The sequence below is a fragment of the Bacillus sp. MM2020_4 genome (assembly GCF_011250555.1).
In the GTDB taxonomy this organism is placed as follows: Bacteria; Bacillota; Bacilli; order Bacillales; family Cytobacillaceae; genus Neobacillus.
In genome coordinates this window covers 1-23,175 of sequence record NZ_JAANMZ010000060.1, presented here as the reverse complement: position 1 = coordinate 23,175, position 23,175 = coordinate 1, and the positions used below count along the sequence as shown (strand labels likewise).

The 23,175-nt window shown below is 42.3% G+C and carries 26 protein-coding genes and 1 riboswitch; of the genes, 22 read left to right on the top strand and 4 right to left on the bottom strand.

Going from position 1 to position 23,175, the window contains the following annotated elements; all coding sequences use genetic code 11:
- Window positions 1-74 precede the first annotated feature (74 nt).
- The 18 genes from hutU (at window position 75) to G6554_RS23070 (ending at window position 16,923) form a co-directional block, all read left to right on the top strand.
- On the top strand, window positions 75-1,748 hold the full coding sequence (gene hutU / locus G6554_RS23155; protein ID WP_166246304.1) for a urocanate hydratase: 1,674 nt from the start codon (window positions 75-77) through the stop codon (window positions 1,746-1,748).
- Window positions 1,749-1,769: 21 nt separating this feature from the next.
- Window positions 1,770-3,062: an imidazolonepropionase gene (gene hutI / locus G6554_RS23150; RefSeq protein WP_242692171.1), complete on the top strand. Its 1,293-nt coding sequence runs from the start codon at window positions 1,770-1,772 to the stop codon at window positions 3,060-3,062.
- Window positions 3,040-4,035: an agmatinase family protein gene (locus tag G6554_RS23145; protein WP_166246301.1), complete on the top strand. Its 996-nt coding sequence runs from the start codon at window positions 3,040-3,042 to the stop codon at window positions 4,033-4,035. Before hutI ends, G6554_RS23145 begins: the two co-directional genes overlap by 23 nt.
- An 88-nt stretch (window positions 4,036-4,123) precedes the next feature.
- A complete protein-coding gene (locus G6554_RS23140) occupies window positions 4,124-5,461 on the top strand; it encodes a YjiH family protein (RefSeq protein WP_166246299.1) in 1,338 nt (445 codons plus the stop codon).
- 224 nt (window positions 5,462-5,685) lie between these two features.
- Window positions 5,686-6,711 (top strand): hypothetical protein, encoded by a 1,026-nt coding sequence (locus G6554_RS23135; RefSeq protein ID WP_166246297.1) that lies wholly within the window; start codon window positions 5,686-5,688, stop codon window positions 6,709-6,711.
- A gap of 60 nt (window positions 6,712-6,771) precedes the next feature.
- A complete protein-coding gene (locus G6554_RS23130; protein WP_166246295.1) occupies window positions 6,772-7,875 on the top strand; it encodes a glycosyltransferase family 4 protein in 1,104 nt (367 codons plus the stop codon).
- Entirely contained in the window at window positions 7,868-8,653 is a 786-nt protein-coding gene (locus tag G6554_RS23125; protein ID WP_166246293.1) for a HipA domain-containing protein, read from the top strand. Before G6554_RS23130 ends, G6554_RS23125 begins: the two co-directional genes overlap by 8 nt.
- A gap of 26 nt (window positions 8,654-8,679) precedes the next feature.
- The gene (gene galU, locus G6554_RS23120) at window positions 8,680-9,564 is read left to right on the top strand and encodes a UTP--glucose-1-phosphate uridylyltransferase GalU (protein WP_166246291.1); all 885 of its coding nucleotides are present in this window, start codon (window positions 8,680-8,682) and stop codon (window positions 9,562-9,564) included.
- Between the two features lie 299 nt (window positions 9,565-9,863).
- Window positions 9,864-10,109, top strand: coding sequence for a glutaredoxin family protein (locus G6554_RS23115; protein WP_166246289.1), 246 nt, complete (start codon window positions 9,864-9,866; stop codon window positions 10,107-10,109).
- A gap of 46 nt (window positions 10,110-10,155) precedes the next feature.
- Window positions 10,156-10,551, top strand: coding sequence for a DUF2804 family protein (locus G6554_RS23110; RefSeq protein WP_166246308.1), 396 nt, complete (start codon window positions 10,156-10,158; stop codon window positions 10,549-10,551).
- A 110-nt stretch (window positions 10,552-10,661) separates the two neighbouring features.
- Window positions 10,662-10,770, top strand: a riboswitch (TPP riboswitch).
- An 83-nt stretch (window positions 10,771-10,853) separates the two neighbouring features.
- Window positions 10,854-11,705: a hydroxyethylthiazole kinase gene (gene thiM, locus G6554_RS23105; protein ID WP_166246287.1), complete on the top strand. Its 852-nt coding sequence runs from the start codon at window positions 10,854-10,856 to the stop codon at window positions 11,703-11,705.
- The gene (thiD, locus tag G6554_RS23100; protein WP_166246285.1) at window positions 11,671-12,468 is read left to right on the top strand and encodes a bifunctional hydroxymethylpyrimidine kinase/phosphomethylpyrimidine kinase; all 798 of its coding nucleotides are present in this window, start codon (window positions 11,671-11,673) and stop codon (window positions 12,466-12,468) included. Before thiM ends, thiD begins: the two co-directional genes overlap by 35 nt.
- Window positions 12,469-12,488: 20 nt before the next feature.
- Window positions 12,489-13,130: a thiamine phosphate synthase gene (gene thiE / locus G6554_RS23095; RefSeq protein ID WP_166246283.1), complete on the top strand. Its 642-nt coding sequence runs from the start codon at window positions 12,489-12,491 to the stop codon at window positions 13,128-13,130.
- Window positions 13,127-13,633 carry an energy coupling factor transporter S component ThiW gene (gene thiW / locus G6554_RS23090; RefSeq protein ID WP_166246281.1) on the top strand — a complete coding sequence of 169 codons (507 nt, stop codon included), beginning with the start codon at window positions 13,127-13,129 and terminating at the stop codon, window positions 13,631-13,633. Before thiE ends, thiW begins: the two co-directional genes overlap by 4 nt.
- 107 nt (window positions 13,634-13,740) lie before the next feature.
- Window positions 13,741-14,412 carry a thiaminase II gene (gene tenA / locus G6554_RS23085; RefSeq protein ID WP_166246279.1) on the top strand — a complete coding sequence of 224 codons (672 nt, stop codon included), beginning with the start codon at window positions 13,741-13,743 and terminating at the stop codon, window positions 14,410-14,412.
- 7 nt (window positions 14,413-14,419) lie between these two features.
- Window positions 14,420-15,154 (top strand): ATP-binding cassette domain-containing protein, encoded by a 735-nt coding sequence (locus G6554_RS23080; RefSeq protein WP_166246277.1) that lies wholly within the window; start codon window positions 14,420-14,422, stop codon window positions 15,152-15,154.
- Window positions 15,144-15,914 (top strand): ABC transporter permease, encoded by a 771-nt coding sequence (locus tag G6554_RS23075; protein ID WP_166246276.1) that lies wholly within the window; start codon window positions 15,144-15,146, stop codon window positions 15,912-15,914. The genes G6554_RS23080 and G6554_RS23075 overlap by 11 nt, the downstream gene beginning before the upstream one ends.
- A 13-nt stretch (window positions 15,915-15,927) precedes the next feature.
- Window positions 15,928-16,923, top strand: coding sequence for an ABC transporter substrate-binding protein (locus tag G6554_RS23070; protein WP_207343037.1), 996 nt, complete (start codon window positions 15,928-15,930; stop codon window positions 16,921-16,923).
- A 73-nt stretch (window positions 16,924-16,996) separates the two neighbouring features.
- Here G6554_RS23070 and G6554_RS23065 read toward each other — a convergent pair whose 3' ends face one another.
- Window positions 16,997-17,737: a protein-glutamine gamma-glutamyltransferase gene (locus tag G6554_RS23065; protein ID WP_166246274.1), complete on the bottom strand. Its 741-nt coding sequence runs from the start codon at window positions 17,735-17,737 to the stop codon at window positions 16,997-16,999.
- A 68-nt stretch (window positions 17,738-17,805) separates the two neighbouring features.
- Window positions 17,806-19,056 (bottom strand): MFS transporter, encoded by a 1,251-nt coding sequence (locus G6554_RS23060; protein ID WP_166246272.1) that lies wholly within the window; start codon window positions 19,054-19,056, stop codon window positions 17,806-17,808.
- A gap of 326 nt (window positions 19,057-19,382) precedes the next feature.
- Here G6554_RS23060 and G6554_RS23055 point away from each other — a divergent pair, with 326 nt between their 5' ends.
- A complete protein-coding gene (locus tag G6554_RS23055; protein ID WP_007083657.1) occupies window positions 19,383-19,583 on the top strand; it encodes a cold-shock protein in 201 nt (66 codons plus the stop codon).
- A gap of 103 nt (window positions 19,584-19,686) precedes the next feature.
- Window positions 19,687-20,496, top strand: a complete 810-nt coding sequence (locus G6554_RS23050; RefSeq protein WP_166246270.1) for a hypothetical protein — start codon at window positions 19,687-19,689, stop codon at window positions 20,494-20,496.
- A 27-nt stretch (window positions 20,497-20,523) separates the two neighbouring features.
- Here the strand turns inward: G6554_RS23050 and G6554_RS23045 are convergent, their stop codons facing one another.
- A complete protein-coding gene (locus G6554_RS23045) occupies window positions 20,524-20,805 on the bottom strand; it encodes a hypothetical protein (RefSeq protein WP_166246268.1) in 282 nt (93 codons plus the stop codon).
- 155 nt (window positions 20,806-20,960) lie between these two features.
- On the opposite strand from G6554_RS23045, the gene G6554_RS23040 reads away from it, so the two are divergent.
- Both G6554_RS23040 and G6554_RS23035 read left to right on the top strand, forming a co-directional pair.
- Window positions 20,961-22,331 carry an MATE family efflux transporter gene (locus tag G6554_RS23040; RefSeq protein ID WP_166246266.1) on the top strand — a complete coding sequence of 457 codons (1,371 nt, stop codon included), beginning with the start codon at window positions 20,961-20,963 and terminating at the stop codon, window positions 22,329-22,331.
- Between the two features lie 181 nt (window positions 22,332-22,512).
- A complete protein-coding gene (locus G6554_RS23035) occupies window positions 22,513-22,881 on the top strand; it encodes a hypothetical protein (RefSeq protein WP_166246264.1) in 369 nt (122 codons plus the stop codon).
- A gap of 46 nt (window positions 22,882-22,927) precedes the next feature.
- Here G6554_RS23035 and G6554_RS23030 read toward each other — a convergent pair.
- Window positions 22,928-23,175: hypothetical protein (locus G6554_RS23030; RefSeq protein WP_347564342.1), on the bottom strand; the 248-nt coding region annotated here is incomplete at its 5' end.

Sequence of the window (23,175 nt, the reverse complement as noted above, 5' to 3'; positions counted from 1 at the left end):
GTTTATTTATCCCTACTTTTCAGAAAATTATATTTTTATAATGAGAATATAATAAAAACTAAGGAGTGATAGAAATGGAAGCGAATACAGCAAATAAGCGAGTTATTACGAATTATAAAGGGACGGAATTACATGCAAAGGGCTGGATTCAAGAGGCTGCACTAAGGATGTTAATGAACAATCTTGATCAGGAGGTTGCGGAAAGACCGGAGGATTTAGTGGTTTATGGGGGAATTGGCAAGGCAGCACGTAACTGGGAGTCCTATGACGCGATTGTGAAAACGCTTTTAGAGCTGGAAGAGGATGAAACCTTGTTAATTCAATCAGGTAAACCGGTTGTCGTGTGGAAATCGCATAAGGATGCACCTAGGGTTTTACTAGCAAACTCTAACCTTGTACCAGCATGGGCGAATTGGGAGCATTTCCATGAGCTTGATAAAAAGGGCTTGATGATGTATGGCCAAATGACGGCCGGCAGCTGGATTTATATTGGCAGCCAAGGAATTGTTCAGGGAACGTATGAAACATTTGCGGAGCTTGCTCGTCAGGAATATGGCGGTACATTAAAACACACGATCACCTTAACAGCCGGTCTTGGCGGCATGGGCGGTGCACAGCCATTAGCCGTCACTATGAATGATGGCGTCTGTCTTGCCATTGATGTCGATGAAACAAGAATCGATCGTCGGATTGAAACAAGATACCTCGATGTAAAAACAAATGACCTTGACGAGGCATTGAAATTGGCGCATGAGGCGAAGGTAGCCGGCAAAGCGCTTTCGATTGGTTTACTTGGAAATGCAGCCGAAGTTTTACCCGCGATGATTGAAAAAGGCTTCAACCCGGATGTGTTAACAGACCAAACTTCTGCCCATGATCCGCTTAACGGGTATGTACCTGTTGGTTATTCTTTAGAGGCAGCCGCCGAATTACGTACGGCAGATCCAGCAAAGTATGTCGAACTTTCCAAACAAAGTATGGCCGCGCATGTATTGGCGATGTTGAAAATGCAGGAAAAGGGCGCCGTTACATTTGATTACGGTAATAACATCCGTCAGGTGGCAAAGGATGAGGGAGTAGAAAATGCCTTCGATTTCCCTGGATTTGTTCCTGCATATATTCGTCCATTGTTCTGCGAAGGAAAAGGACCGTTCCGCTGGGCAGCACTTTCTGGCGACCCGGAAGATATTCGCAAAATTGATGAGGCATTACTACGAGAATTCAAGGATGACGAGCATCTTTGCAAATGGGTAAAAATGGCACAGGAGAGAATTGCCTTCCAAGGCCTTCCTGCCCGTATTTGTTGGCTTGGGTTTGGCGATCGTGCCCGCTTTGGTAAATTGATCAATGATATGGTTGCTTCCGGTGAGGTTTCTGCTCCAATCGTCATCGGCCGTGACCACTTAGATGCCGGATCTGTAGCGTCACCAAACCGTGAAACAGAAGCCATGAAAGACGGCAGTGATGCCGTATCCGACTGGCCAATTTTGAATGCGATGATCAATGCCGTTGGCGGTGCGAGCTGGATTTCACTTCACCATGGCGGTGGAGTTGGCATGGGGTATTCACAGCACTCCGGCATGGTCATTGTTGCTGATGGGACGAAGGATGCAGAGGTTCGCTTACAGCGCGTATTAACGACAGACCCTGGTATGGGTGTTGTTCGTCATGCAGATGCCGGTTATGACCTAGCGATTAAGACGGCAAAAGAAAAAGGCATCAACATGCCGATGTTGCAGCAAGACTAATAGACTGAGAGGATGTTGGCATTGAGTAAAGTAATTTTTATCAGAAATGCGAATCAGCTCGTTACATTAAAGGGGAGTTCACAAGCTCCTCTTGTAAAGGATGCGATGTCTGAGCTTGGTATTATTGAAAATGGCAGTGTGTGGATTGAAGATGGTGTCATTCAAGCGGTGGGTACGGATGAAGAGCTTTTAGCGAAATTCGAAGGCCGTCTTAGTGAAGCAGAAGTGGTAGATGCTAGTGGGAAGCTTGTCACACCAGGTCTCGTTGACCCGCATACCCACTTGGTTTTTGCCGGCAGCAGGGAAAATGAATTTAATATGCGGCTGCAGGGCGCAACGTACATGGACATCATGAATGCGGGCGGCGGCATCCATGCGACAACAAGGGCGACAAAGGCTGCGTCACACGAGGAGCTTTTTCAAGCAAGCTTTGGCCGGTTAAATCAATTCTTGCGCCACGGGGTCACGACAGTGGAGGCAAAAAGCGGCTATGGAATGGAATGGGAAACCGAGCTGAAGCAGCTGGAAGTAGCGAAACAATTGAATGAGAGACATGTGATTGATGTCGTTTCGACCTTCATGGGGGCACATGCAGTACCAAAAGAATATAAGGAAAATCCCGATCAGTTTGTTCGGTTACTTGTAGAAGAAATGATTCCAAAGGTGGCAGAGCTCGGACTTGCGGATTTTAACGATGTGTTTTGTGAGCATGGCGTTTTTACACCTGAGCAATCACGGGTGATTCTCGAGGCCGGAAAGCGCCACGGGTTAATTCCAAAGATTCATGCCGATGAGATTGAGCCTTATGAAGGGGCAGAGCTTGCAGCAGAGGTTGGCGCCATTTCCGCTGATCACTTGTTAAAAGCTTCAGAACAAGGGATGAAGGCGATGGCGGAACAAGGTGTGGTCGGGGTATTACTGCCTGGGACAGCTTACTTTCTAATGGCTGAATCCGCAAATGGCCGGAAAATGATTGACCTTGGGGTACCGGTAGCGCTGTCGACAGATTGCAATCCAGGTTCATCACCGACTGTTTCCTTGCCGTTTATTATGAATCTTGGCTGTTTAAAAATGGGAATGACACCTGCAGAGGTAATCACCGCGACTACGATTAATGCGGCACATGCGCTTAATCGCGGCCAGGAGATTGGCAGTTTGGAAGTGGGTAAAAAAGGCGATGTGACGATTTTTAACATCGAGAATTATATGAAGCTGCAATACTCTTATGGGGTGAACCATACGGATACAGTGGTGAAAAATGGTCAGGTGGTTGTTAGAGGAGGTCATATAGTTGAAGAGCTTTCTCTATCCTAAACTAAATCCGCCAAGTTTTACTTGGGTTAGGCCTGAGGCAACTGATGACGCGGTTAAGGTCCACGAGTGGATTCAGCCGCTAACAGCTGAAGCGGATCCTGAAAAAAGGAAGGATGTCGATTTTGTAGTAGTCGGCGTCCCACTTTCCCGTTCATCGATAAGCGCTTCGGGTGCTTCCGAATTTCCGGATGCGTTTCGCCGTGCCTGGAAGGGGTTTACCACCTATAATTTAGACGAGGATGTGGATCTATCATCAAAGGTGGCGGTTGATGTTGGCGATGTTTCGATGCATGTTACCGATATTCGCCGCTGTCATGACAATATTATGGAGGCCTCTGCTGCAATCCAAGACCATTTCCCGACTTCAACGGTATGCGCAATTGGCGGTGATCATTCGATTACAGCGATGATGGTGAAAGGAATGCACCAGGCCAGTCCTGACGAAAAAATTGGAATTATCCAGTTTGACACCCATTTTGATTTACGGGATCTGTCGGATAATGGTCCCTCTAACGGAACCCCGATGCGGAATTTGATTGAAAGTGGTGTTGTAAAGGGTTCCGATATGTACAACATCGGTTTGCACGGATTCTTCAATACAAAGGATTTAAAGATGTATGCTGAAGAGCATGGTGTTAACTACATTACACTAAGAAAGGCACGGAAAAAGGGGATTGAGGAAACCGTCCTTACGTGTTTAGCGGCATTGTCAGAAAAGGTAGATACGATTTATGTAACGGTGGACATGGATGTTCTTGATATTGCCTACGCTCCAGGGGTACCGGCCGCAACGCCGGGTGGCATGACAACAGCAGAACTGCTAGATGGGGTACTAGTCGCTGCCAAGCATCCAAAAGTCAAGGCAATGGACATCGTTTGTCTTGACCCACTAAAAGACAGCAACGTGCAGCCAACCGTAAAACTCGGCACACACGTATTTTTAACTTTTCTCACAGGGGTAATGATGAGATAGGTGTCAGGCACCACGTCCACCCTGGGTGGACGGGTGCCCAAGATTGGTGAGAGTCGAACGAGGGAAATTTCATTTTAGGGGGATGGGTATGGAGAATCAACCGTTAGTTAAGGCGAGTCAGCCGGAATTACAAAATAGTAATATGTTGAATATGATGAAATTCTTTGTTTTCAGTGCGATTGGTGTGTTTGTGTTTTTTGTTCCGATTACGTTGAATGGAAAATCATCGATCATGCTCGACCATTTTGTTTCTTATATTCAATTAGCTGTACCGGGGATTTTGCCATTTTACGCATTAGTAGTCATTTTATTAGGGGCTATTTATCCGTTTTATAAGAGGACGTGGAATAAGGACAAGGTAACATTAGTATTTTCAATCTTAAAGGTTTTTGGTGTCGTTGCTGGTTCAATGCTTGTATTTAATATCGGACCAAAGTGGTTTTTTGATCCTGACATGGCACCATTCCTTTTTAACAAGCTTGTTATTTCGGTTGGTTTATTAGTGCCAATCGGTTCAGTATTCCTTGCCCTATTAGTTGGATATGGTCTCCTTGAATTTATCGGAATATTCATGCAACCGGTTATGCGTCCAATTTGGAAGACTCCGGGTCGATCGGCAATCGATGCGGTTGCCTCGTTTGTAGGAAGTTATTCTATTGGTCTATTAATTACGAATCGAGTTTTTAAGGAAGGAAAATATTCCATCAAGGAAGCGGCTATTATCGCAACCGGGTTCTCCACCGTATCCGCGACATTCATGATTGTGGTGGCGAAGACGCTGAATATCATGGATATGTGGAATGCCTATTTTTGGATAACTTTAGTAGTTACGTTTATCGTTACGGCCATTACGGTAAGAATTTGGCCATTATCAAAAATGAGCGATTCATACTATCAGGAAATGGTAGGGGACCAAGAGGTTATCATTAAAAAAGATCGGGTGAAAACCGCTTGGAAAGAGGCAATGATTACCGCAAACGAATCAGCTAGCTTTGGTAAAAATATTTGGGCCAACCTTAAAGATGGTTTTGTTATGACAATGGGTATTTTGCCTTCTATTATGTCGGTTGGTTTACTTGGTCTAATTTTAGTTGAGTTCACGCCAGTTTTTGATTGGCTGGGGTATATTTTCTATCCATTTACAGCCCTTGTACAGCTGCCAGATCCAATGTTGGCTGCAAAAGCAAGTGCGGTGGGAATTGCCGAAATGTTCTTGCCGGCATTATTAGTAACTAAAGCTGCAGTTGTGACGAAATTTGTTATTGCGGTTGTTTCGGTCTCATCCATCATCTTCTTCTCAGCAGTGGTACCATGTATTTTATCAACAGAAATCCCATTAACGATTGGCAAACTTGTTGTGATATGGTTTGAACGAGTTGTATTAACGATCTTAATCACAGCACCGCTGGCATATTTATTGCTTTAATAATAGTCAATTTTTCTATTGGATGGACAACGATAGCAATCATCGTTGTCCATTTTTTTTGATTTTTAGACGCATGCCTTAGCATTTTCCACCTTACTTGAATTAACTATAGTAGGCAATAAGTGAGATTCGTTGTTTTTCTTGTCATTCATTTAGACAAGCAGCAAAACATCTTTCGGAATAACTGCTGTTGTTATGATTTAAACCAAACAAGGAGGAGAAATGTGGATATTAATCAATTAAATAACTGGTTAAAAGATATTAAAGTTCAAAATCAAGTCAATGCCGATGTCGAGGTGGTAAACAACTCCCCATTAATCATGCTGGGGAAAGGCCGTCAAGGTGCAGTCTTCCAAGTTTCTGAGGATATTTGTGTGAAGGTATTCGGTAATGAAGAGGATTGTGAACGAGAACACTACGCCTTATCTCTTGGGAAAGATACGAATCTTTTTCCAAAAATACATGCGAAAGGGCCACTCTATATCGCCATGGATATTGTAAGAGGCGTGGATATTCGTGAATATTTACAATCCCAGCCGCTCACTGAATCGCTGTCTGCAAGACTACTTATCATGTTAATTACGTTTAAAAAAATTGGCTATGAGCGGATTGACCATCATAAACGACAGATTTACTTGCAGCCGGATGGCAGTTTGAAGGTCATTGATGTGGCGAGAACAGTATGGCGTGACCGTGTCTATCCGTATCCACGGAAACTATTAACGTCACTAGGTGAAGAAAATAAGGCCATCTTTCTAGGACATGTTAAATCAATGGCGCCTGATGTGTATGAAGAGTGGCTGCACTATATCCGCTTGGAAGAGATTTCTCATCAGATTTACGAAATCTTACTGCCAGAAAAACCTGACAAGAAAACGTTGAAAAATTTAAGTAAACAACTGCTCACAACAAAGGATGAGGAAAAATATGTGGCACAGCTACAAGGATTAGTCCACAAGGTATTTAAAGAAGAATGGGTCAAAACCATGCTTGCACGGGGGAAGGATCCGGATTCTGTCATGGCAAAAATAGATGAATATTGGGATTCCCGTGAGATGGAATTTTCCCGTGATGGTGTTCGCTTAGGAGATAAGGGGTGGGATAAGAATCGTAAAGAAGGTAAGCGTTTTGTCGGTGAAAGCCGCCGTCACGATGATAAGGACCACAACAGGAAACGATTTGAGGGAGAAAAATACCATGAACGGGATCGCAAAAATCGTCCTAAGAATAGGAAGCGCCATCACAGCTAACTGTCATTAATTATTTTTCAATTAAGAGGTGGTCCAAAAAATATATAAGGAGTAGTCTAAATGAAAGTTTTAGTAATCTGGCGGCTCCTCACTGTAGGCGGGGTCAATGCCGGATGGAGAAACCGCTCGATTTATTTTAAACAGCAGGGGATTGATACCGAGTTTTTATACACGACGGATCATGGCGGATTGCACATCATGCAGGATGTTGCACCCGTTTATTTAACGAAGGATGAAAAAAAGATTATAAATATTATTAAAAATAATTCCTATGACGCCATCATTGTCGTCGATACAGGTGCAGCCTATAAATGGCTCCGAAAGGCTAACTATCAAGGTCCGGTTATTATCGAAGCACGTACCCCGGAGCTGATTAAGCTCATGCCACACCTTACCACATTTAAAGGAATTCAGCCGGAATTAATTATCGTTCCGTCAAATTATCAAAAACGGTTAGTGTCCATTTTAACAAATGATGTCCCGATTAATGTCATTTACAACGGTGTCGACACCTCATTTTTCCGGGCATTGCCCACTGAAGAAATCGATTATCACACAGCCCCTGTGATGCCAGATGAGAAAAAAATTATTGGCTGGATTGGCAGATTGGACAAACGTAAGAACTGGCCGATGCTACTTGAAGTGGCAAAAAAGATTAAAAGGGAGCGCAATGATATTGAAATTTGGATTATCGGCGGTGCCCATAGTGTCCAGCGTGAGGAATTTACAACCACCTGGCAAGAAGAAGGGCTCACCGACATCATCAAATGGTTTCCAGTTATCCCTTATCAGCAAATGCCACATGTGTATGCCAAAATTCGCCAATCCGGGGGCTGTACCCTTGCGACAACTAAGTCCGAATCATTTGGCAATACGTTTATTGAATCGATGATCTGTGGGGTTCCCGTCGTTGCTTCTAGAATGATGCCAGTGACAGAAATAGTTGTGGAGGGCGAGACGGGTCTGCTTTTTCGCGGCCAAAATGTCGATGACGCGGTCACGCAATTATATCGGATTTTAGATGACCTAAATGTCCAACAACGAATGTCACAAGCTGCAATTAATCATGTTCAGCAAAACTTCTCGATTGAAGCCGTGGCTGATGAGTATATTCAATTGTTAAAAAAATTTGGTGAAAATGGGGGCGGGAGGCAAGATGATTAAACCCACCTCGTATCTAAGGAAATTGGAAGGGAAATCAAATGCTCATTTAATCACTTTCAACGATGGTAAGGATTATGTGGTCAAATTTTTCCAACCTGGTTTTGAAAAAACGCTGCCGAATGAGTGGGTAGGGTATTGCTTGGCACGATATCTTGGATTACCAGTGCCATATGCTTGTTTAGTGGATATTACTCAAGAATTTACTTCGCAGGTTCCTGAGTTATCGCCGGCGCCGGCGCCTCAAACCCGCTACCAATTTGCCTCTTTGTACGTCCCTGATTGCCAAAATGGACATCAAGTTTCAAATGTAGCCCATATTGTGAACCATCAATCACTGGCAGGAATCATTTTGTTGGATTATTGGTTGTGTAACCAGGACAGGACTCGCAAAAATATTCTTTTGCGAGAGGAAGTGAGAGATCGTTACGAAGTATGGATGATTGATCAAGCGGAAATCTTTGGAACCTACAATTGGCTGCATGCTGATTTGGAAGATTTGCCTGTAGAGGTATTGAAAAGTGCCACACATCAATTAATGGCGCAATTTATTGAAAATGAACAGGATTTTACAGAACATCTTGAATTGATCCAAACAATGCCGATTCTTTTAATAGAGGAAATTGTCTCGCTCATCCCTGATGAGTGGATGGTTTCGAAGGAGGAGAAAAAGGCGATTGTTACCACGATGGTAACAAGGAGGAAAACCATTCTGCCGCAGCTGATGCATAGATTTTTAAAAAAGGTATATCGGCCATTGCATCCTGAAGACGAAAAGTAAGAAATGGTTTAGAAGGGGGGGAGTTTATGAAAATCCGAAAGGCCATTATTCCAGCTGCGGGGCTCGGAACACGTTTTTTGCCAGCAACCAAGGCCGTGCCAAAGGAAATGATTCCGATTGTTGATAAACCTACCATTCAATATATTGTTGAAGAGGCCGCAGCGTCGGGGATTGAGGAAATTATTATCATAACCGGCAGGGGAAAACGGTCAATAGAGGATCACTTCGATAAATCCTATGAGCTCGAAGATACCTTATTTAAAAAAAATAAACTAATAGATTTGGAGAAAGTTCAGCAAATATCCAGTTTAGTGAAGATCTATTATGTTCGTCAAAAGGAACCAAATGGACTCGGAGATGCCATCCTTTGTGCCAAAAATATTATCGGTGATGAACCATTTGCAGTTATGCTCGGTGATGATATTGTGCTGGCAGAGGATCCTTGTTTAAAACAGCTGATTAAGGTGTTTACGTATTATAATAGTTCGGTTGTGGCGATACAGAAGGTTCCGGAACATGAAGTGAGTAAATATGGCATCATTAAGCCGAAGGGTGCAATGATTGAGCCAGACCTATATGCCATTGATGCGTTAGTGGAAAAACCAAAGGTAGAAGAGGCTCCGTCGGCATTTGCCGTCATGGGACGTTATATCTTAATGCCTAAGATTTTCTCTATCCTGGAGCGACTTCCTCTAGGTAAAGGCAACGAATTACAACTGACTGATGCAATAAACGAACTAAATAAACAACAGGCTGTCCTGGCATACAACTTCGATGGAACACGCTACGACATCGGCGACAAAATTGGCTACCTCAAAGCAACCATCGACATCGCCCTCCAAAGAAACGACACCCGCAAAGAAATCTTCGCTCACTTGGAAGAAATAGTAAAATGGTGTCAGGCACCATAAAAAGACACTTTTGGCAAATTGTCCACCTCAAGTGGACAATTTGCCATTTCTTTTGCTGTTTATTTTGTATTTGCGATATTTAGTGTGTTGTGGTTTGGGTGGGTTTTTCTTATGATGGTAGTGGGGATAGTAGTGTACTTTTGAAGGAGGAAATTTCGCATTATTGCTTGGGAAAGCGCATATTCAGACATTTCTCGAGTTATGATGTCGGAATGACGTCAATTCTGGTGCTTTTATTTCATATGAACACTTACATAAGAATACTGTTTTAAAAATATGGATATAGAGGGGACTTATTTATGAATAAACACGTCATCGTCTATACGACAAATGATTGTATTGAATGTACATTAGTCAAACAGGTTCTCACGCAAGAAGGGATTCCGTTTGAAGTGAGGGATGTGTCGGTGAACGCAGAGTATCAAAATGAAGTGGAGAAATTCGGTTTTTTAGGGGTCCCCGTTACGGTAGTGGGCGAGCGAGCAGTAAAAGGATTGACGAATGAACTCAAGGAACTCATAGATTTTGTGAAAATCAGGGAATAAGGATTGCAAGAAAATATACCTGCAAAGATGACGATAATTTTTTGTGATGGACGAGGGATGTGAATGGGATGCAAAGGAGAAAACAAAAGCACAAAGGCTGCTAAATGATAGGGGCGAGCTTAATGATAAGGGGTACGCCACAGAAATGCTTCTTGAATACCGAAGAGAGGACATAAAAGCACGTTCCTATAGAATAAAAGAATGGGACTACTATTTGGTTGTGAACGATAACCATGCAGTTGCTTTGACCGTGGCGGATAATTCTTATATGGGGCTGTTAAGTGTTTCTATACTAGATTTTAATAATGCTAGATTTAAGACTACCAACATCATTAAACCATTTACGTTCGGTAAGTTAAGGCTGCCCTCATCATCGAAAACAGGTAATGTCATGTACAAAGATAAACGCATTCACATGGAATTCTTACATGAGGGTTTATAACCGATGGTAAACAGGTGATGAGGGAAACATTCCCTTACCAGTTGTTGATCAAGTGTTTTTCTTTACATCAATGGTAATTAGCGGTAATATGGATGTAATTTAATAAGTGAAATATCTACTAGGGGTGCCCTGTAATCAGGCTGAGAGAAAACGTTAAGTTTTTAACCCTTTGGACCTGATCTGGGTAATACCAGCGTAGGAAAGTAGTCGAGCGTAATAATAAATTTTTCGCTTTCTACCAAACCAGGTCCAATTTTGGATCTGGTTTTTTTATTTTTAAAAAAAGAAATGGGGAGATTGGTTTGGAAATAAGTAAATTGGCAGAAACATTACAAATGGTAAGAGAGGTAAACCCACTCGTCCATAATATGACGAATGTGGTTGTCACCAATTTCACAGCAAACGGGCTCTTGGCCCTTGGAGCTTCACCGGTTATGGCAAATGCCAAAGAGGAAGCCGCGGATATGGCGAAGATTGCCAGTTCACTAGTTTTGAATATTGGTACATTAAATCCGCAGACGGTAGAGGCGATGATCTTGGCTGGAAAGGCGGCTAACGAACATGGTATTCCAGTCATATTTGACCCAGTGGGTGCAGGGGCCACACCGTACCGGACGAAAACTGCGCAAAACCTTATGAACGAGGTCGATGTTTCTGTGATCAGAGGAAATGCCGCTGAGATTGCTAATGTTGTAGGAGAAAAGTGGGAAATTAAGGGCGTTGATGCAGGAGCGGGGAATGGGAACACCGTTGAACTAGCCATCTCTGCTGCGGAAAAATTACAGTGTGTGGTCGTTATAACGGGGAAGGAGGACGTCGTCACAGATGGAAAAACAACATATGTTGTTAGCAATGGGCATCCAATTTTAACAAAAGTAACGGGGACCGGCTGCCTATTAACCTCGGTGATTGGGGCTTTTACGGCAGTAGAAAAGGATCTGCTTCTTGCTTCGGTGGCTGCCTTAACTTTTTATGGTATTTCAGCCGAAAAGGCGGCCGCGAAATCAGCTCAATCAGGGCCAGGCAGCTTCCAAATTGAATTTTTAAATCAATTATCAATGATATCTTCTGACGAGATGAATAGTTATGCTTCTGTAAATGAACGATGTGGAGGGATATATGATGAGAAAAGCATTAACAATCGCCGGATCTGATAGTGGCGGCGGCGCAGGGATTCAAGCAGATTTAAAAACGTTTCAAGAATTAGCGGTTTTCGGGATGTCAGCTGTGACTGCAGTTACAGCACAAAATACACTAGGAGTCCACGCAGTTTACCCAATGACGGCAGAGGCGGTTGCCAAGCAGATTCAAGCGCTTGGCGAGGATATGGGTGCGGATGCGGTAAAAACGGGAATGCTTTTTAGTGCCGAAATTATCAATACTGTTTCCGATTGTATCAAAAAATACCGATGGAAAAATGTGGTTGTTGATCCTGTAATGATTGCCAAAGGCGGGGCCTCTTTGCTGCAACAGGAAGCGATTTTTGCAATGAAAAATGATATATTGCCTCTTGCCGAAGTCATTACGCCGAATATTCCGGAGGCTGAAGTGTTAACAGGTTTGAAAATCCAAACATTTGAAGATAAACAGGAAGCGGCGCTAAGACTGTGTGACCTTGGAGTCAGAAATGTCGTGATAAAAGGCGGTCATGATGAAAATGAGAATACGTCCACAGATTTACTTTTTGATGGGAAGGAATTTCACACCTTTACCAGCAAGCGGATCCCTACAAAAAACACCCATGGAACAGGCTGTACCTTTTCGGCAGTCATTACTGCTGAATTAGCCAAAGGCTTCACGGTTTATGATGCAGTATCAACAGCGAAGGATTTCATTCAAGCAGCTATTGAAGATGGTATTGCAATCGGCCATGGTCATGGTCCGACAAACCACTGGGCCTATCGAAAAAGAAAATAATTTAAGGAGTTGGTAAGGCCATGAAAGATTTACGCGAGTTAGTACACGTTTATTTTATTATGGGCAGTCCGAACTGTTATTTAGAGCCAAAAGAAGTAGTAAGGGGAGCAATTGCCGGCGGGATTACCCTTTTTCAATTCCGTGAAAAAGGTGAAGGGGCATTAATGGATGCCGAAAAAAGGATCTTTGCAAAAGAACTTCAAGCAATTTGCAGGGAAAATCATATTCCATTCATCGTCAATGATGATATCGAGCTCGCCCTGGCGATCGGGGCAGATGGGGTTCATATCGGACAAGAGGATGAGCCGGTAAAAACAGTAAGGGAAAGGATTGGAGAGAAGATTCTTGGGGTTTCTGTCCATTCGCTGGAGGAAGCCGAGATTGCCTTGCGGGACGGTGCTGATTATTTTGGGATTGGGCCTGTTTTTCCTACGAAAACAAAGGAAGATGCAAAGCCATCCAATGGTACTAGCCTTATTGAAGCACTGAGAAAAAATGGATACACCATCCCGATAGTGGGTATAGGCGGAATTACCTGTGAAAATGCCGCCGCCGTTATCGAAGCTGGGGCAGATGGAGTTTCGGTGATCACCGCGATTAGCCAGGCAGAGTCACCATGTGAAGCAGCAAAAGCAATACATAAGGGAGTGAATAGGGGATGAATAAAACCTATAAACTGACATTGACGGCGATGATGATTGCAATTGGAACACTCTCCAGCAGCTTCGTTTCGATTCCGATTGGATTTACAAAGGTATTTCCCGTTCAGCACTTCTTGAACGTATTGTCTGCCGTGCTATTGGGACCGTTTTACGCTGTCGCCCAGGCGTTTTGTGTCTCACTGTTAAGAAATCTAATGGGAACGGGTTCCGTTTTTGCGTTTCCCGGTAGTATGGTAGGAGCGCTGCTGGCATCCCTATTATTCTTAAAAACAAGGAAAATCTATCTAGCATTTATCGGGGAAGTCATTGGGACGGGGATCATTGGTGCAGTCCTATGTTATCCAATTGCTACTCTTTTACTGGGGAAGGAGGCAACCCTTTTTGGCTTTATTCCATTATTTATCTTTAGTTCGTTTGCGGGAGCACTGCTGGGGTTTGTAATATTGGCAGTATTCTTAAGAAAAAAAATCCCGATTATGGCTGGCTACACCCATAAAAATTAATTCATTTCTTTATAAGTTTGTTGTTTTCGTTGATTCGCTGATAGACGCGACAATTAGAGAATTTAATACGTGAAAAGCTATTAAATACTTGAAATGGGGAATACAAATTGCAATTTTCACATCGACTGCATGATAAAGTAAGAGAAATTTGGGAGAAAACTCATCAGCATCCATTTGTTGACGGGCTGGGCAAGGGAAATCTTCCTGTGGAATCGTTTATTCGTTACATGAAGCAGGATTACGTATTTTTACTTGACTATTCCAAGCTTTTTGCATGGGGGACGATTAAATCTAAGGATCTCGACACGATGGCTGCTTTTGCAAAACTGCTCCATGAGACGTTGCATGGTGAAATGGATTTGCACCGTGGGTATGCTGCCAGGTTTGGCATTACCCGTCAACATCTCGAAGAAACCAAACCATCGCCCATCAATTTGGCCTACACGCGATATATGCTAAATGTTGCGCAGAACGGGTCTCTTGAGGAATTAATCTCAGCATTGCTGCCGTGTATGTGGAGCTACTGGGAGATTAGCAAAATGCTAGCAGATAAATATCCTGAAGCTAGCAAGCATCCGCTATATGGCGATTGGATAAAAATGTATAACTCAGAGGAATTTGGTTCGTTGGCCCTTTGGCTGATTGATTTATTAGACCAATTGGCGGAAGGAAAGCCGGAACGGGAATTAGATAGGCTAGAAGAACATTTCTTTACGACCTCCCGCTTTGAGTACATGTTCTGGGATATGGTTTATAAAGGAGAGGATTGGCCTGTTTAACCCATCTATGTTATCAATTGAAAACCTAACGTATGGTTTTGACAACGCAAAGCCCATTTTTCAAAAACTCTCGATGGATGTGCAGGCCGGAGAATTTGTCTCTGTAATTGGTGCAAGTGGGTCAGGAAAAAGCACTCTTTTTAAATTGATTACCGGACTCCTAGAGCCTGAGCAGGGAGAAATCAAGATGAATGGTGTGAAAACTGGTAATAGGTTAGGCATGGTTGGGTATATGCCTCAAAAGGATTTGCTTTTACCATGGCAAACGGTAGTAGACAATGTCTGTTTGCCGTTAGAGGTTATGAAGGAAAATAGACGGCAGGTCCTTCCCGACATCCGCGAATGGCTGGCCCGTTTTGGACTCGGAGATGTAGAACATGCCTACCCGGATGAGCTTTCCGGAGGGATGCGGCAGCGGGTTGCTTTTTTGAGGACGATCATGACAGGGAAAGAACTGTTATTGTTGGATGAACCGTTTGGGGCACTGGATTCGCTCACGAAACGGAACATGCACAGCTGGCTATTAGGACTTTGGGGGAATTTACAAAAAACGGTGCTGTTCATCACCCATGATTTAGAAGAAGCTATTCTGTTAAGCGACCGGATTTATTTGCTTGAGAAAGACTCTATTCAAGAAATAAATGTCAGCCTGCCACGGCCAAGAGAGGCTGAAATCATCTATCAATCTGAATTTATTGCAATGAGAAAAGAATTGGAGCGGCTGATTCAACATGAAACTTAATTGGAAGAAATGTCTGGACGATTATGGCCTATTCCTACTTGTTATCATTTTGTTAATAAGTGGTTGGGAGTGGATTGTCAGAAAGGGAATGATTCCGTCCTTCATTTTACCTTCACCAACGTCTATAGGAGCATCACTTATAGAAAATCGGGAGCTTTTGTTCAAAGAGCATTTGCCGGCAACCCTTGCTGAGGTGCTGATTGGTTTTGGGATATCACTAGCAGGTGGACTGTTAATAGGCGTTGGGATGCACTTTTCCCGTTCATTAGAAAAAGTATTATACCCGTTTCTTGTTATTTCGCAAACCATCCCAATGATTGTACTTTCACCAATCCTTATCATGTGGTTCGGCTATTCGATTTGGAGCAAAATTGCCGTCACGATCTTGATTGCGATTTTTCCCATCATTGTAAGTACTTATGATGGACTGAAGTCGGGAGGGGCGGAATACCGGGAATTACTACTGACAATGGGGGCTAATCGCTGGTTTATTTTTCGAAAAATCCAGCTACCATTGGCATTGCCATCCATCTTGTCCGGCTTGAAAATGTCTGTGGTTTATTGCGTTGTCGGTGCAACGATCGGTGAATGGCTTGGCGCAAGTGTCGGATTGGGCTACTTCAGCAGACGGATGTCGGGGAATTTACAGGCAGACGCCGTGTTTGCGGCTATATTCCTGCTTTCCTTACTTGGTGTCGTGTTATTTTTATTGGTTAGTTTACTAGAAAAACAGATGTTGAAAAATAAAATTCGTTATTAGAGGGGAAAGAAAAGTGAAAAAATGTTGGATAGTCATAGTTAGCCTTTTGTTATTACTAGTAAGTGCTTGCGGGAAAGAGGGAGCTAATCAAACTTCGGGCAGTGCTGGAAAGGTACAGAAAGTGAGCCTCATGCTGGATTGGTATCCGAACGCAGTCCATTCCTTTCTTTTTGCTGCAAAAGAAAAGGGTTATTTCAAAGAACAGGGTTTGGATGTGGATATCCAAATGCCGGCAGATACAAATGATCCACTTCGACTGGTGGCGGCTGGAAAAGTCGACCTGGCGATGAGCTATCAACCGGAGGTATTAGTGGCACGCGGTGAGAATATTCCTGTTCAATCCATTGCCGCCATCGTACGCCATCCATTGAATCAATTAATGGTTGGTGCAAACAGCCCGATCCAATCACCGAAGGATTTAGCCGGAAAAACGATTGGCTATCCAACCATTCCATTAGATGAAGCGATTATTCAAACGATGGTGAAAACGGACGGCGGGGATATGAAAAAGGTGAAAATGGTTGATGTTGGCTGGGATTTGATTCCTGCAATGGCAACGAAAAAAACCGATGCACTGATGGGTGGATTTATTAACCATGAGAAGTTGTTATTGGAAAAAGAAGGTCATCCAGTCCGTACATTAAATCCGGCAGATTACGGTGTTCCAGATTATTATGAATTAGTGTTAGTCGGAAGTGAAAAAGGCTTAAAGGAAAAGCCGGATGTATATAAAAAGTTTAGTGCAGCGATGGCAAAGGGGCAGACATTTGTCGCAGACCATCCGGAGGAAGGCCTGTCCATTTTATTAAAGCATGAGGACAAGACGTCCCCATTAGAAGCGGATATTGAAACAAATAGTCTGAAAATCCTTCTTCCGTTAATGGATGCAAAAGAAAAACCATTTGGCTACCAAGACCCAGAAACATGGGAAAAAGTCGCCCAATGGCTAAAAACTACCAAAATGATCAAGGCAGATGTAAAAGCAGAAGAGGCATTTATTAATTTTTGAGGTTGCCACCGTAAATAGGGGAATAAGGGTGACAGGCACCATTGCAGAGCAATGGTGCCTGTCACCCTTTACGCTATAAATTGTAAAATAATGATTGATACCTTGGTCTGGTGATCATTTGCATGAGGTAGGCTGATGTTTTGGAGTCTGGTTTTCTTTTTTTGTTTAGGAAATTGATAATGGTGCTGGCGTTGCGGATGCCGACACCATGGCCGTAGTATTGGTCATCGCCGAAAAAGATGACATTTTCAGCCCGCCAATGCGGCTGCTGCGGGTCGAAATCTGGATTGTTGAAATGTAAGACATCGCCAGGTAAATAATCATCTCCAAATGTTTGATGGATCGGGAGGTCATCATCAAATTGCCAATCCATCAGATAAAGTCGTGCAAACAGAATATCAAACCTTTCGCTGCCAATCGAATAAAGAGCGGCAATATATAAAACAATGGCGATAGCGGTAGAGCATTCAAAGGCGTATAGCTTACCGTTTTTAAGGATGTCCTGAATAGCAACAGACGGCGGAACACCTGCCTTTATGAGGAAGCCGCCATTGGCTAATCGATCCCAATACTTTTTATTACAAAAGGCATAGCTGAACGTTGTAAAATGTGCCCCGCTTTTGTTCAGTTCTCTAGCGGCCTTCATCGTATTCACTCGGAATAAAAGCTCAAATGTTAATTGATTCATTGTTTGGTATTCAAAAGATGCATGGCTTGCCGCCATTTGTTTGATAATCGTATACTCTTCAGACTTTTTGGATTTCCCTTTCATGAGTTCCTCGGGTTCCACCACCTGATGATTTATTTTAATCATTTCAACCTCCTGGTTTCGATGAACTCAACTCCTTTTATAAAAATATGAAACTGGAACGGGTATTAGTATCATTTCTTCGGAATTTTCTCCATTTCAAAACTAGTGTAGGTCTTTGCTATTGTTTTTGTGTCCCTAAATTTCAGGTACATGAGCAGGAAGACGAAAGCACTTACTAAACGGAGGAGGGAGTTTATTCCCAACGATGTTTCCATGCCTGTTACTTCCAAAAGCCATATACCAATCTGTGGTGCGATAAAAGCGACAAAGGATAAAAGAACATTATAGGTCGTGATGCAATAGGTTTTCTTCTCATTTGGTGATTTCTCTAATAAAAGGTTGAACAAGAGAAGTGTGGTACCCGAAACAAAAAAGCCGGACGTCATTTGAACGAACGTAAGATAAACCAGATTGGTAGACAAAACGGTTAAAAAAGGAGCCGTAGCCATTCCGGCAGCTACCCATACAAGCATTAATGTGTTGGACTTTGCCTCCGCTAATTTCTTCCATAATGGAAACGAAAAAACCTGCACCAATTGATTGGCAACAGAGAAGATACTAATCCACAAAATTGTGGCATGGGCATATTTTACATTATAAATATTGAATAGACCCCAGGCCATTTGCCAGGAGAAGTTGAAGCAAAGGGCAGTAATGAGGAACCATTTGTAACCCTTATCGTGAAAAATAGACCAATCCATTGATGAATTTTTTTTCGCAAGCCCTGACTTGGATTCAGCTTTTTCTTTGTGCTTCATTAAAAAAAATACTTCCAATAAGCCAAAAAGAAAAGCAATCACAAATAATACTTGATAGGCCATTGCATGTTCGGTCTGCTTTTTCATAAAAATCCCAATCAGTAAGGTCGTAACCATTCCGACAATTGTTAATAATCGATTCCGGTCACTAAAAAACGCCCCTCTACGGTCCTCGTCAATGATCCCACTAATCAGTGTCTGCCAGCCAATCGTAGAAATGGTTCCGGGGATATTCATGAAAGCGATAATGAGTAAAAACGCCCATGCCTGATAGGAAGAATGAAAATAAACCACGCCAGCTAGCAGCAAAAATAGTATCCTTGCCCAAAAAACAGATAATGCAACTGTTTTCTTTTGCTGTTGCAGTCGATTTAAGACGATCGCTGCCGGGATTGTCATACCTAACGCTACCAATGGTGGGAGGGAACTGATCAAGCCTACTTGATAATTGGAGGCACCAAGGATGGAGATTGCGAAAATCGGGAAAAAGTTCCCGGCAAGATTCACAGCAATTATTGAGACCATTCCATGGTAAATACTTACTTTTTCATTATATGTGCGCATGTGTCTTCACCATTTCATTCATAAATTCTCTAGATATTATACAACCAAAAAGGTTGAATCTACAGGATATTTTATCTATTTATTAACTTCGCAATTTTCTGAAAAGACAAACTCGAAAAATTGTCACATGGCCGTAAAAAATAGCCAAAATGAATCATCAGAATTGTTTATTGATTTGCCTAATCGGCTCATTTCTGTTATAGTTAAGGAGAATTATTTTTGTGAGTCGGAAAGAACGTTAAAGTGATATACTGCTTTTTGTCTTGAAGATTTAAGCAAGGATAGTACCAAAATGTGTGCGCGGCACACAGCAGGAGGATACACAAATGGAACAAGGTAAAGTAAAATGGTTTAATGCAGAAAAAGGATTTGGATTCATCGAACGCGAAGCAGGAGACGATGTATTCGTACACTTCTCAGCTATCCAAGGTGAAGGCTTCAAGACTTTAGACGAAGGTCAAGCAGTTACTTTTGACGTAGAGCAAGGTCAACGTGGACCACAAGCTTCTAACGTGCGTAAAGCATAATTTTAGCTAACATAAATGAAAAAGACTCTTCGCAGAGTCTTTTTTTATTTTTCGATAAAATGCTATAATCAAATCAATATACATAGTGGAAGGAAGTGTCTGAATGGTGACCCTTCGGCCTCATATAGAACAAACCGGGTTGACAACCTATATTCCACCAAAAAGGGATTTTGAAGTCTTTCGTGATGATGACCATTATCGGGAAAAGCTCAAGGAATGGGGGCTATCGTCCGCAAAGGAAGCAAAACGGGAATTTTGGTACAAGGATCGGCATGTTCAACGCCTTGTGACCATTAAAGGTTATGAAACATATGGGAATACAGGGGAATTTAACACCCTTGTTATTGAGTTTCAGGATGGTCTGCTAAGCTGCATTCACCCTGCCTATTTAAAAGAAATGCAACAGTCCAGCTTTGGAAAAGAATCGATGTTAACGCTCGGGGACAAAGAGAGTCTGCCAGTGAGTGCGCGGGGAACAGGCAAAGAAAGCGTGGCAGCGGCTACACCTGTTGAAGCGAAAGCCTCTTCTAAAAAAGAAAAAGCAGCAAAGGCGGCGAAGCCTAAGAAAGAAAAGATACCGAAGCTTGAACTTCCTGCTGAGAAGGTACATTTTACTGCTAAGGTTAAACAATTTGCGCTTGTTTACAACCCCTTTAATGAAGAAAATGATGAGGTGGTTGTTTTAGAAGAGGCCCAGATTGTTCAGGAACTCCCCTTAGAACTTGGGTTTGCCTGGTGCAGTCACAGTAAGACATTGAAAAAATTCGAATTGGAGCCGGGGGACGTACTTGAATTTGATGGCAAGGTTGCGGCCAAGAAATTGGCGAAAGGGAAAGACGTCCCGGAAGAATTCGTGATTGATGTCCCGGTGTTATATAAGGTAAATAACCCATCTAAAATCGTAAAAAAATAGGACTTCCAGTGGGAGGTCCTATTCGTTTTATGGAAAATAGATCTCTAACCGGGTATGGACATCGTAGTGGAAAACATAGTAATTTTGAAAATCACTGTTGCTGGCCATGGTCTTATATTCCTGCAAGGCAATCTGTGACGTGCTTCCGTCCTTTTTTAAAAATAAAAGTTTCTCATTTGCCAATTGTATGGACGCAAAATGAAAGCCATCCCTTTTCCATAAATAATCATCATCCTGATAATAATTAAGAATCACCTGGCGGTTTTTATATCCCTCAAAAATAGTTAAATCGGTTAGTTGTTTTTCCATCTTTTAATCACCTATCCCCTTTATCTATATTGTAAAAAAAGCACACGGCGGAAGTGGTGATGGGAATCACGGTATTTTACTATTTTTACGGAATAAATGGTAAAGATAAGGTATAATGAAGGTTCGGATTTTTATTTCTCAAGGAGTATACATGTATGAATCAGACCTTTACGATTAAGGAAAAAACAAAGCAAATTTTTGTTTTGCTAATTCCCATTTTAATTACACAACTTGGTATGTTTTCAATGGTATTTTTCAATACGATTATGTCAGGTAAATATAATTCGTCCGATTTAGCAGGAGTGGCGATCGGCTCTTCGATCTGGAGCCCCGTTTTTAACGGAATCAGTGGTATTCTTCTCGCTGTTTCACCAATCGCTGCTCAACGATTCGGTGAAAAGAAGAGCAGCGAAGTTTCTGCAGTTGTCCGGCATGGAATCTATCTTTCTGTTTTGATTGCCTTAGCAGTCATTATTCTAGGATTTTTCTTTTTGGATCCTATATTAGCTAAAATGGCGCTGCCAGATCGAGTGGAGAAAACGGCTTTTGATTATTTGGTGGGCCTTAGTTTTGGACTTTTACCTTTGTTTATTTTTAACGTGCTACGATCTTTTATTTATGCATTAGGGAAAACACGTGTGGTTATGGTCATCATGCTGATGTCATTGCCCGTCAATTTCCTTTTGAACTATGCGTTTATTTTTGGGAAATTCGGCTTTCCTGAACTTGGCGGTGCCGGGGCAGGGTATGCTACGTCGATTACCTACTGGATTATCATGGGGATGACATGGTTTATTGTGAAAACACAGGATCCATTTTCTTCCTATCCAGTATTTGCAAATATAAAAGAATTTTCTTGGGAGAAGTGCAAGGAGATTTTACAAATCGGTGTACCGATGGGACTTTCTATATTCTTCGAGACCAGCATGTTTGCAGTGGTTACCATCTTGTTGAGTAAATATAATGTCACAACGATTGCTGCCTATCAGTCAGCGTTAAATATCGTTTCCTTTTTATACATGATTCCGATCAGTATTTCGACGGCACTTACTGTTCTAGTTGGGTATGAGGTTGGGGCTCGGCGCTATAAAGATGCGAAACAGTACAGTTGGTTGGGGGTGTTGCTTGCAATATTAATTGCGATCGGTACGGGGGTGTTAGTTGTCCTATTCCGCTATCAGGTGGCCGGTTTGTACTCGAATGAAGCGGCGGTGATTAACTTAACAGCCAACTTCCTCATCTTCGCGCTGTTTTTTCAAATCTCGGATGCCATCCAAGCAACCGCGCAAGCAGCGTTAAGAGGGTATAAGGACGTCAATCTTGCCTTCATTATGACTCTAATTGCCTACTGGCTGATCTGTTTACCAGTAGGGTACCTGCTGGCTCATTTTGCCGGACTAGGAGCAAGAGGCTACTGGATTGGCTTGACCATCGGTCTTCTAGCAGCCGGAATCGCCCTATCCATCAGACTCATCTACATCCAAAAAAGAAAATTCATCAATATCCAAGTTAAAGAAGTGGTATAGGGTAGCAATGGTGACAGGCACCATTAACTGCATGGCCAACGTATAAAATTGTCTATAAAGGCCCTCGTCGAGTTTGGCGGGGGTTTTTTGTTATTTCGTATGAAAATAGCTGGTTTGTTGTTTTTTCTGGTGATAAAATTTGGTTGAAGGGTTGATGAAAATCCGTATTGGGGTGAGCTTTATGGGAAGGGAAGTACACTTTAAAAAGGAAGAGTTCGTACTAAGATTAACGGGAGTCCTAAGTGTGTTTGCTCTTAGGTGGCAAATGAAAATTCCATATAAGGCGATAAAAAGTGTTTATATTGATGAATTTGAGCCGCCGATGTGGATGCTTCGAATGCCAGGGGCCTCGATTGCTCCGCTTCATATTTTTGAAGGAAGCTTTAAATTTGGCGATGAATGGTACTTTCTTTCCTGTGAGCATCAAGTACCGCTTATACACCTGGAAGTAGAGAGCTTCGGAAAATATAAATATGTCATTTTTGAAATGGAAAACCCAAGAGCGGTAATGATAGAACTTCGAAAAAAACTAAGAGAATTAGAGGAATAAAAATACTAAAATATGACGCTATTCCGATGGGAATAGCGTCTCACTGTTAAAATAACTTTTTTAAGCCAAATAGCTTGGTAAATAAACTTTGGTTTTTATCCGTGATGATTAGTTCATCCAAAATTAATTTTTCACGATTGTTGTGAATCCAATTCCGCAGTTCATGTTTATCCTTACAATACGTATAATATGTTTCTCCACCTTTTCCAAGTGCGTTGACAACATATCTACAAGTGTTCCCCATAATGCCCACCTTTAAAAAGTAATAATTGAATACTATATATGGATTATAGC

Excerpts from the sequence above, each read along its gene's own strand:
- thiD (WP_166246285.1), top strand. The coding sequence starts at position 11,671 with ATGATGAGAAAAGCATTAACAATCGCCGGATCTGATAGTGGCGGCGGC.
- G6554_RS23055 (WP_007083657.1), top strand. The coding sequence starts at position 19,383 with ATGGAACAAGGTAAAGTAAAATGGTTTAATGCAGAAAAAGGATTTGGA.
- G6554_RS23065 (WP_166246274.1), bottom strand. The coding sequence starts at position 17,737 with ATGATTAAAATAAATCATCAGGTGGTGGAACCCGAGGAACTCATGAAA.
- G6554_RS23050 (WP_166246270.1), top strand. The coding sequence starts at position 19,687 with ATGGTGACCCTTCGGCCTCATATAGAACAAACCGGGTTGACAACCTAT.
- G6554_RS23140 (WP_166246299.1), top strand. The coding sequence starts at position 4,124 with ATGGAGAATCAACCGTTAGTTAAGGCGAGTCAGCCGGAATTACAAAAT.
- G6554_RS23045 (WP_166246268.1), bottom strand. The coding sequence starts at position 20,805 with ATGGAAAAACAACTAACCGATTTAACTATTTTTGAGGGATATAAAAAC.
- hutU (WP_166246304.1), top strand. The coding sequence starts at position 75 with ATGGAAGCGAATACAGCAAATAAGCGAGTTATTACGAATTATAAAGGG.
- G6554_RS23125 (WP_166246293.1), top strand. The coding sequence starts at position 7,868 with ATGATTAAACCCACCTCGTATCTAAGGAAATTGGAAGGGAAATCAAAT.
- G6554_RS23115 (WP_166246289.1), top strand. The coding sequence starts at position 9,864 with ATGAATAAACACGTCATCGTCTATACGACAAATGATTGTATTGAATGT.
- G6554_RS23060 (WP_166246272.1), bottom strand. The coding sequence starts at position 19,056 with ATGCGCACATATAATGAAAAAGTAAGTATTTACCATGGAATGGTCTCA.
- G6554_RS23130 (WP_166246295.1), top strand. The coding sequence starts at position 6,772 with ATGAAAGTTTTAGTAATCTGGCGGCTCCTCACTGTAGGCGGGGTCAAT.
- G6554_RS23075 (WP_166246276.1), top strand. The coding sequence starts at position 15,144 with ATGAAACTTAATTGGAAGAAATGTCTGGACGATTATGGCCTATTCCTA.
- galU (WP_166246291.1), top strand. The coding sequence starts at position 8,680 with ATGAAAATCCGAAAGGCCATTATTCCAGCTGCGGGGCTCGGAACACGT.
- G6554_RS23040 (WP_166246266.1), top strand. The coding sequence starts at position 20,961 with ATGAATCAGACCTTTACGATTAAGGAAAAAACAAAGCAAATTTTTGTT.
- thiW (WP_166246281.1), top strand. The coding sequence starts at position 13,127 with ATGAATAAAACCTATAAACTGACATTGACGGCGATGATGATTGCAATT.
- G6554_RS23080 (WP_166246277.1), top strand. The coding sequence starts at position 14,420 with ATGTTATCAATTGAAAACCTAACGTATGGTTTTGACAACGCAAAGCCC.
- thiE (WP_166246283.1), top strand. The coding sequence starts at position 12,489 with ATGAAAGATTTACGCGAGTTAGTACACGTTTATTTTATTATGGGCAGT.
- G6554_RS23035 (WP_166246264.1), top strand. The coding sequence starts at position 22,513 with ATGGGAAGGGAAGTACACTTTAAAAAGGAAGAGTTCGTACTAAGATTA.
- G6554_RS23110 (WP_166246308.1), top strand. The coding sequence starts at position 10,156 with ATGGACGAGGGATGTGAATGGGATGCAAAGGAGAAAACAAAAGCACAA.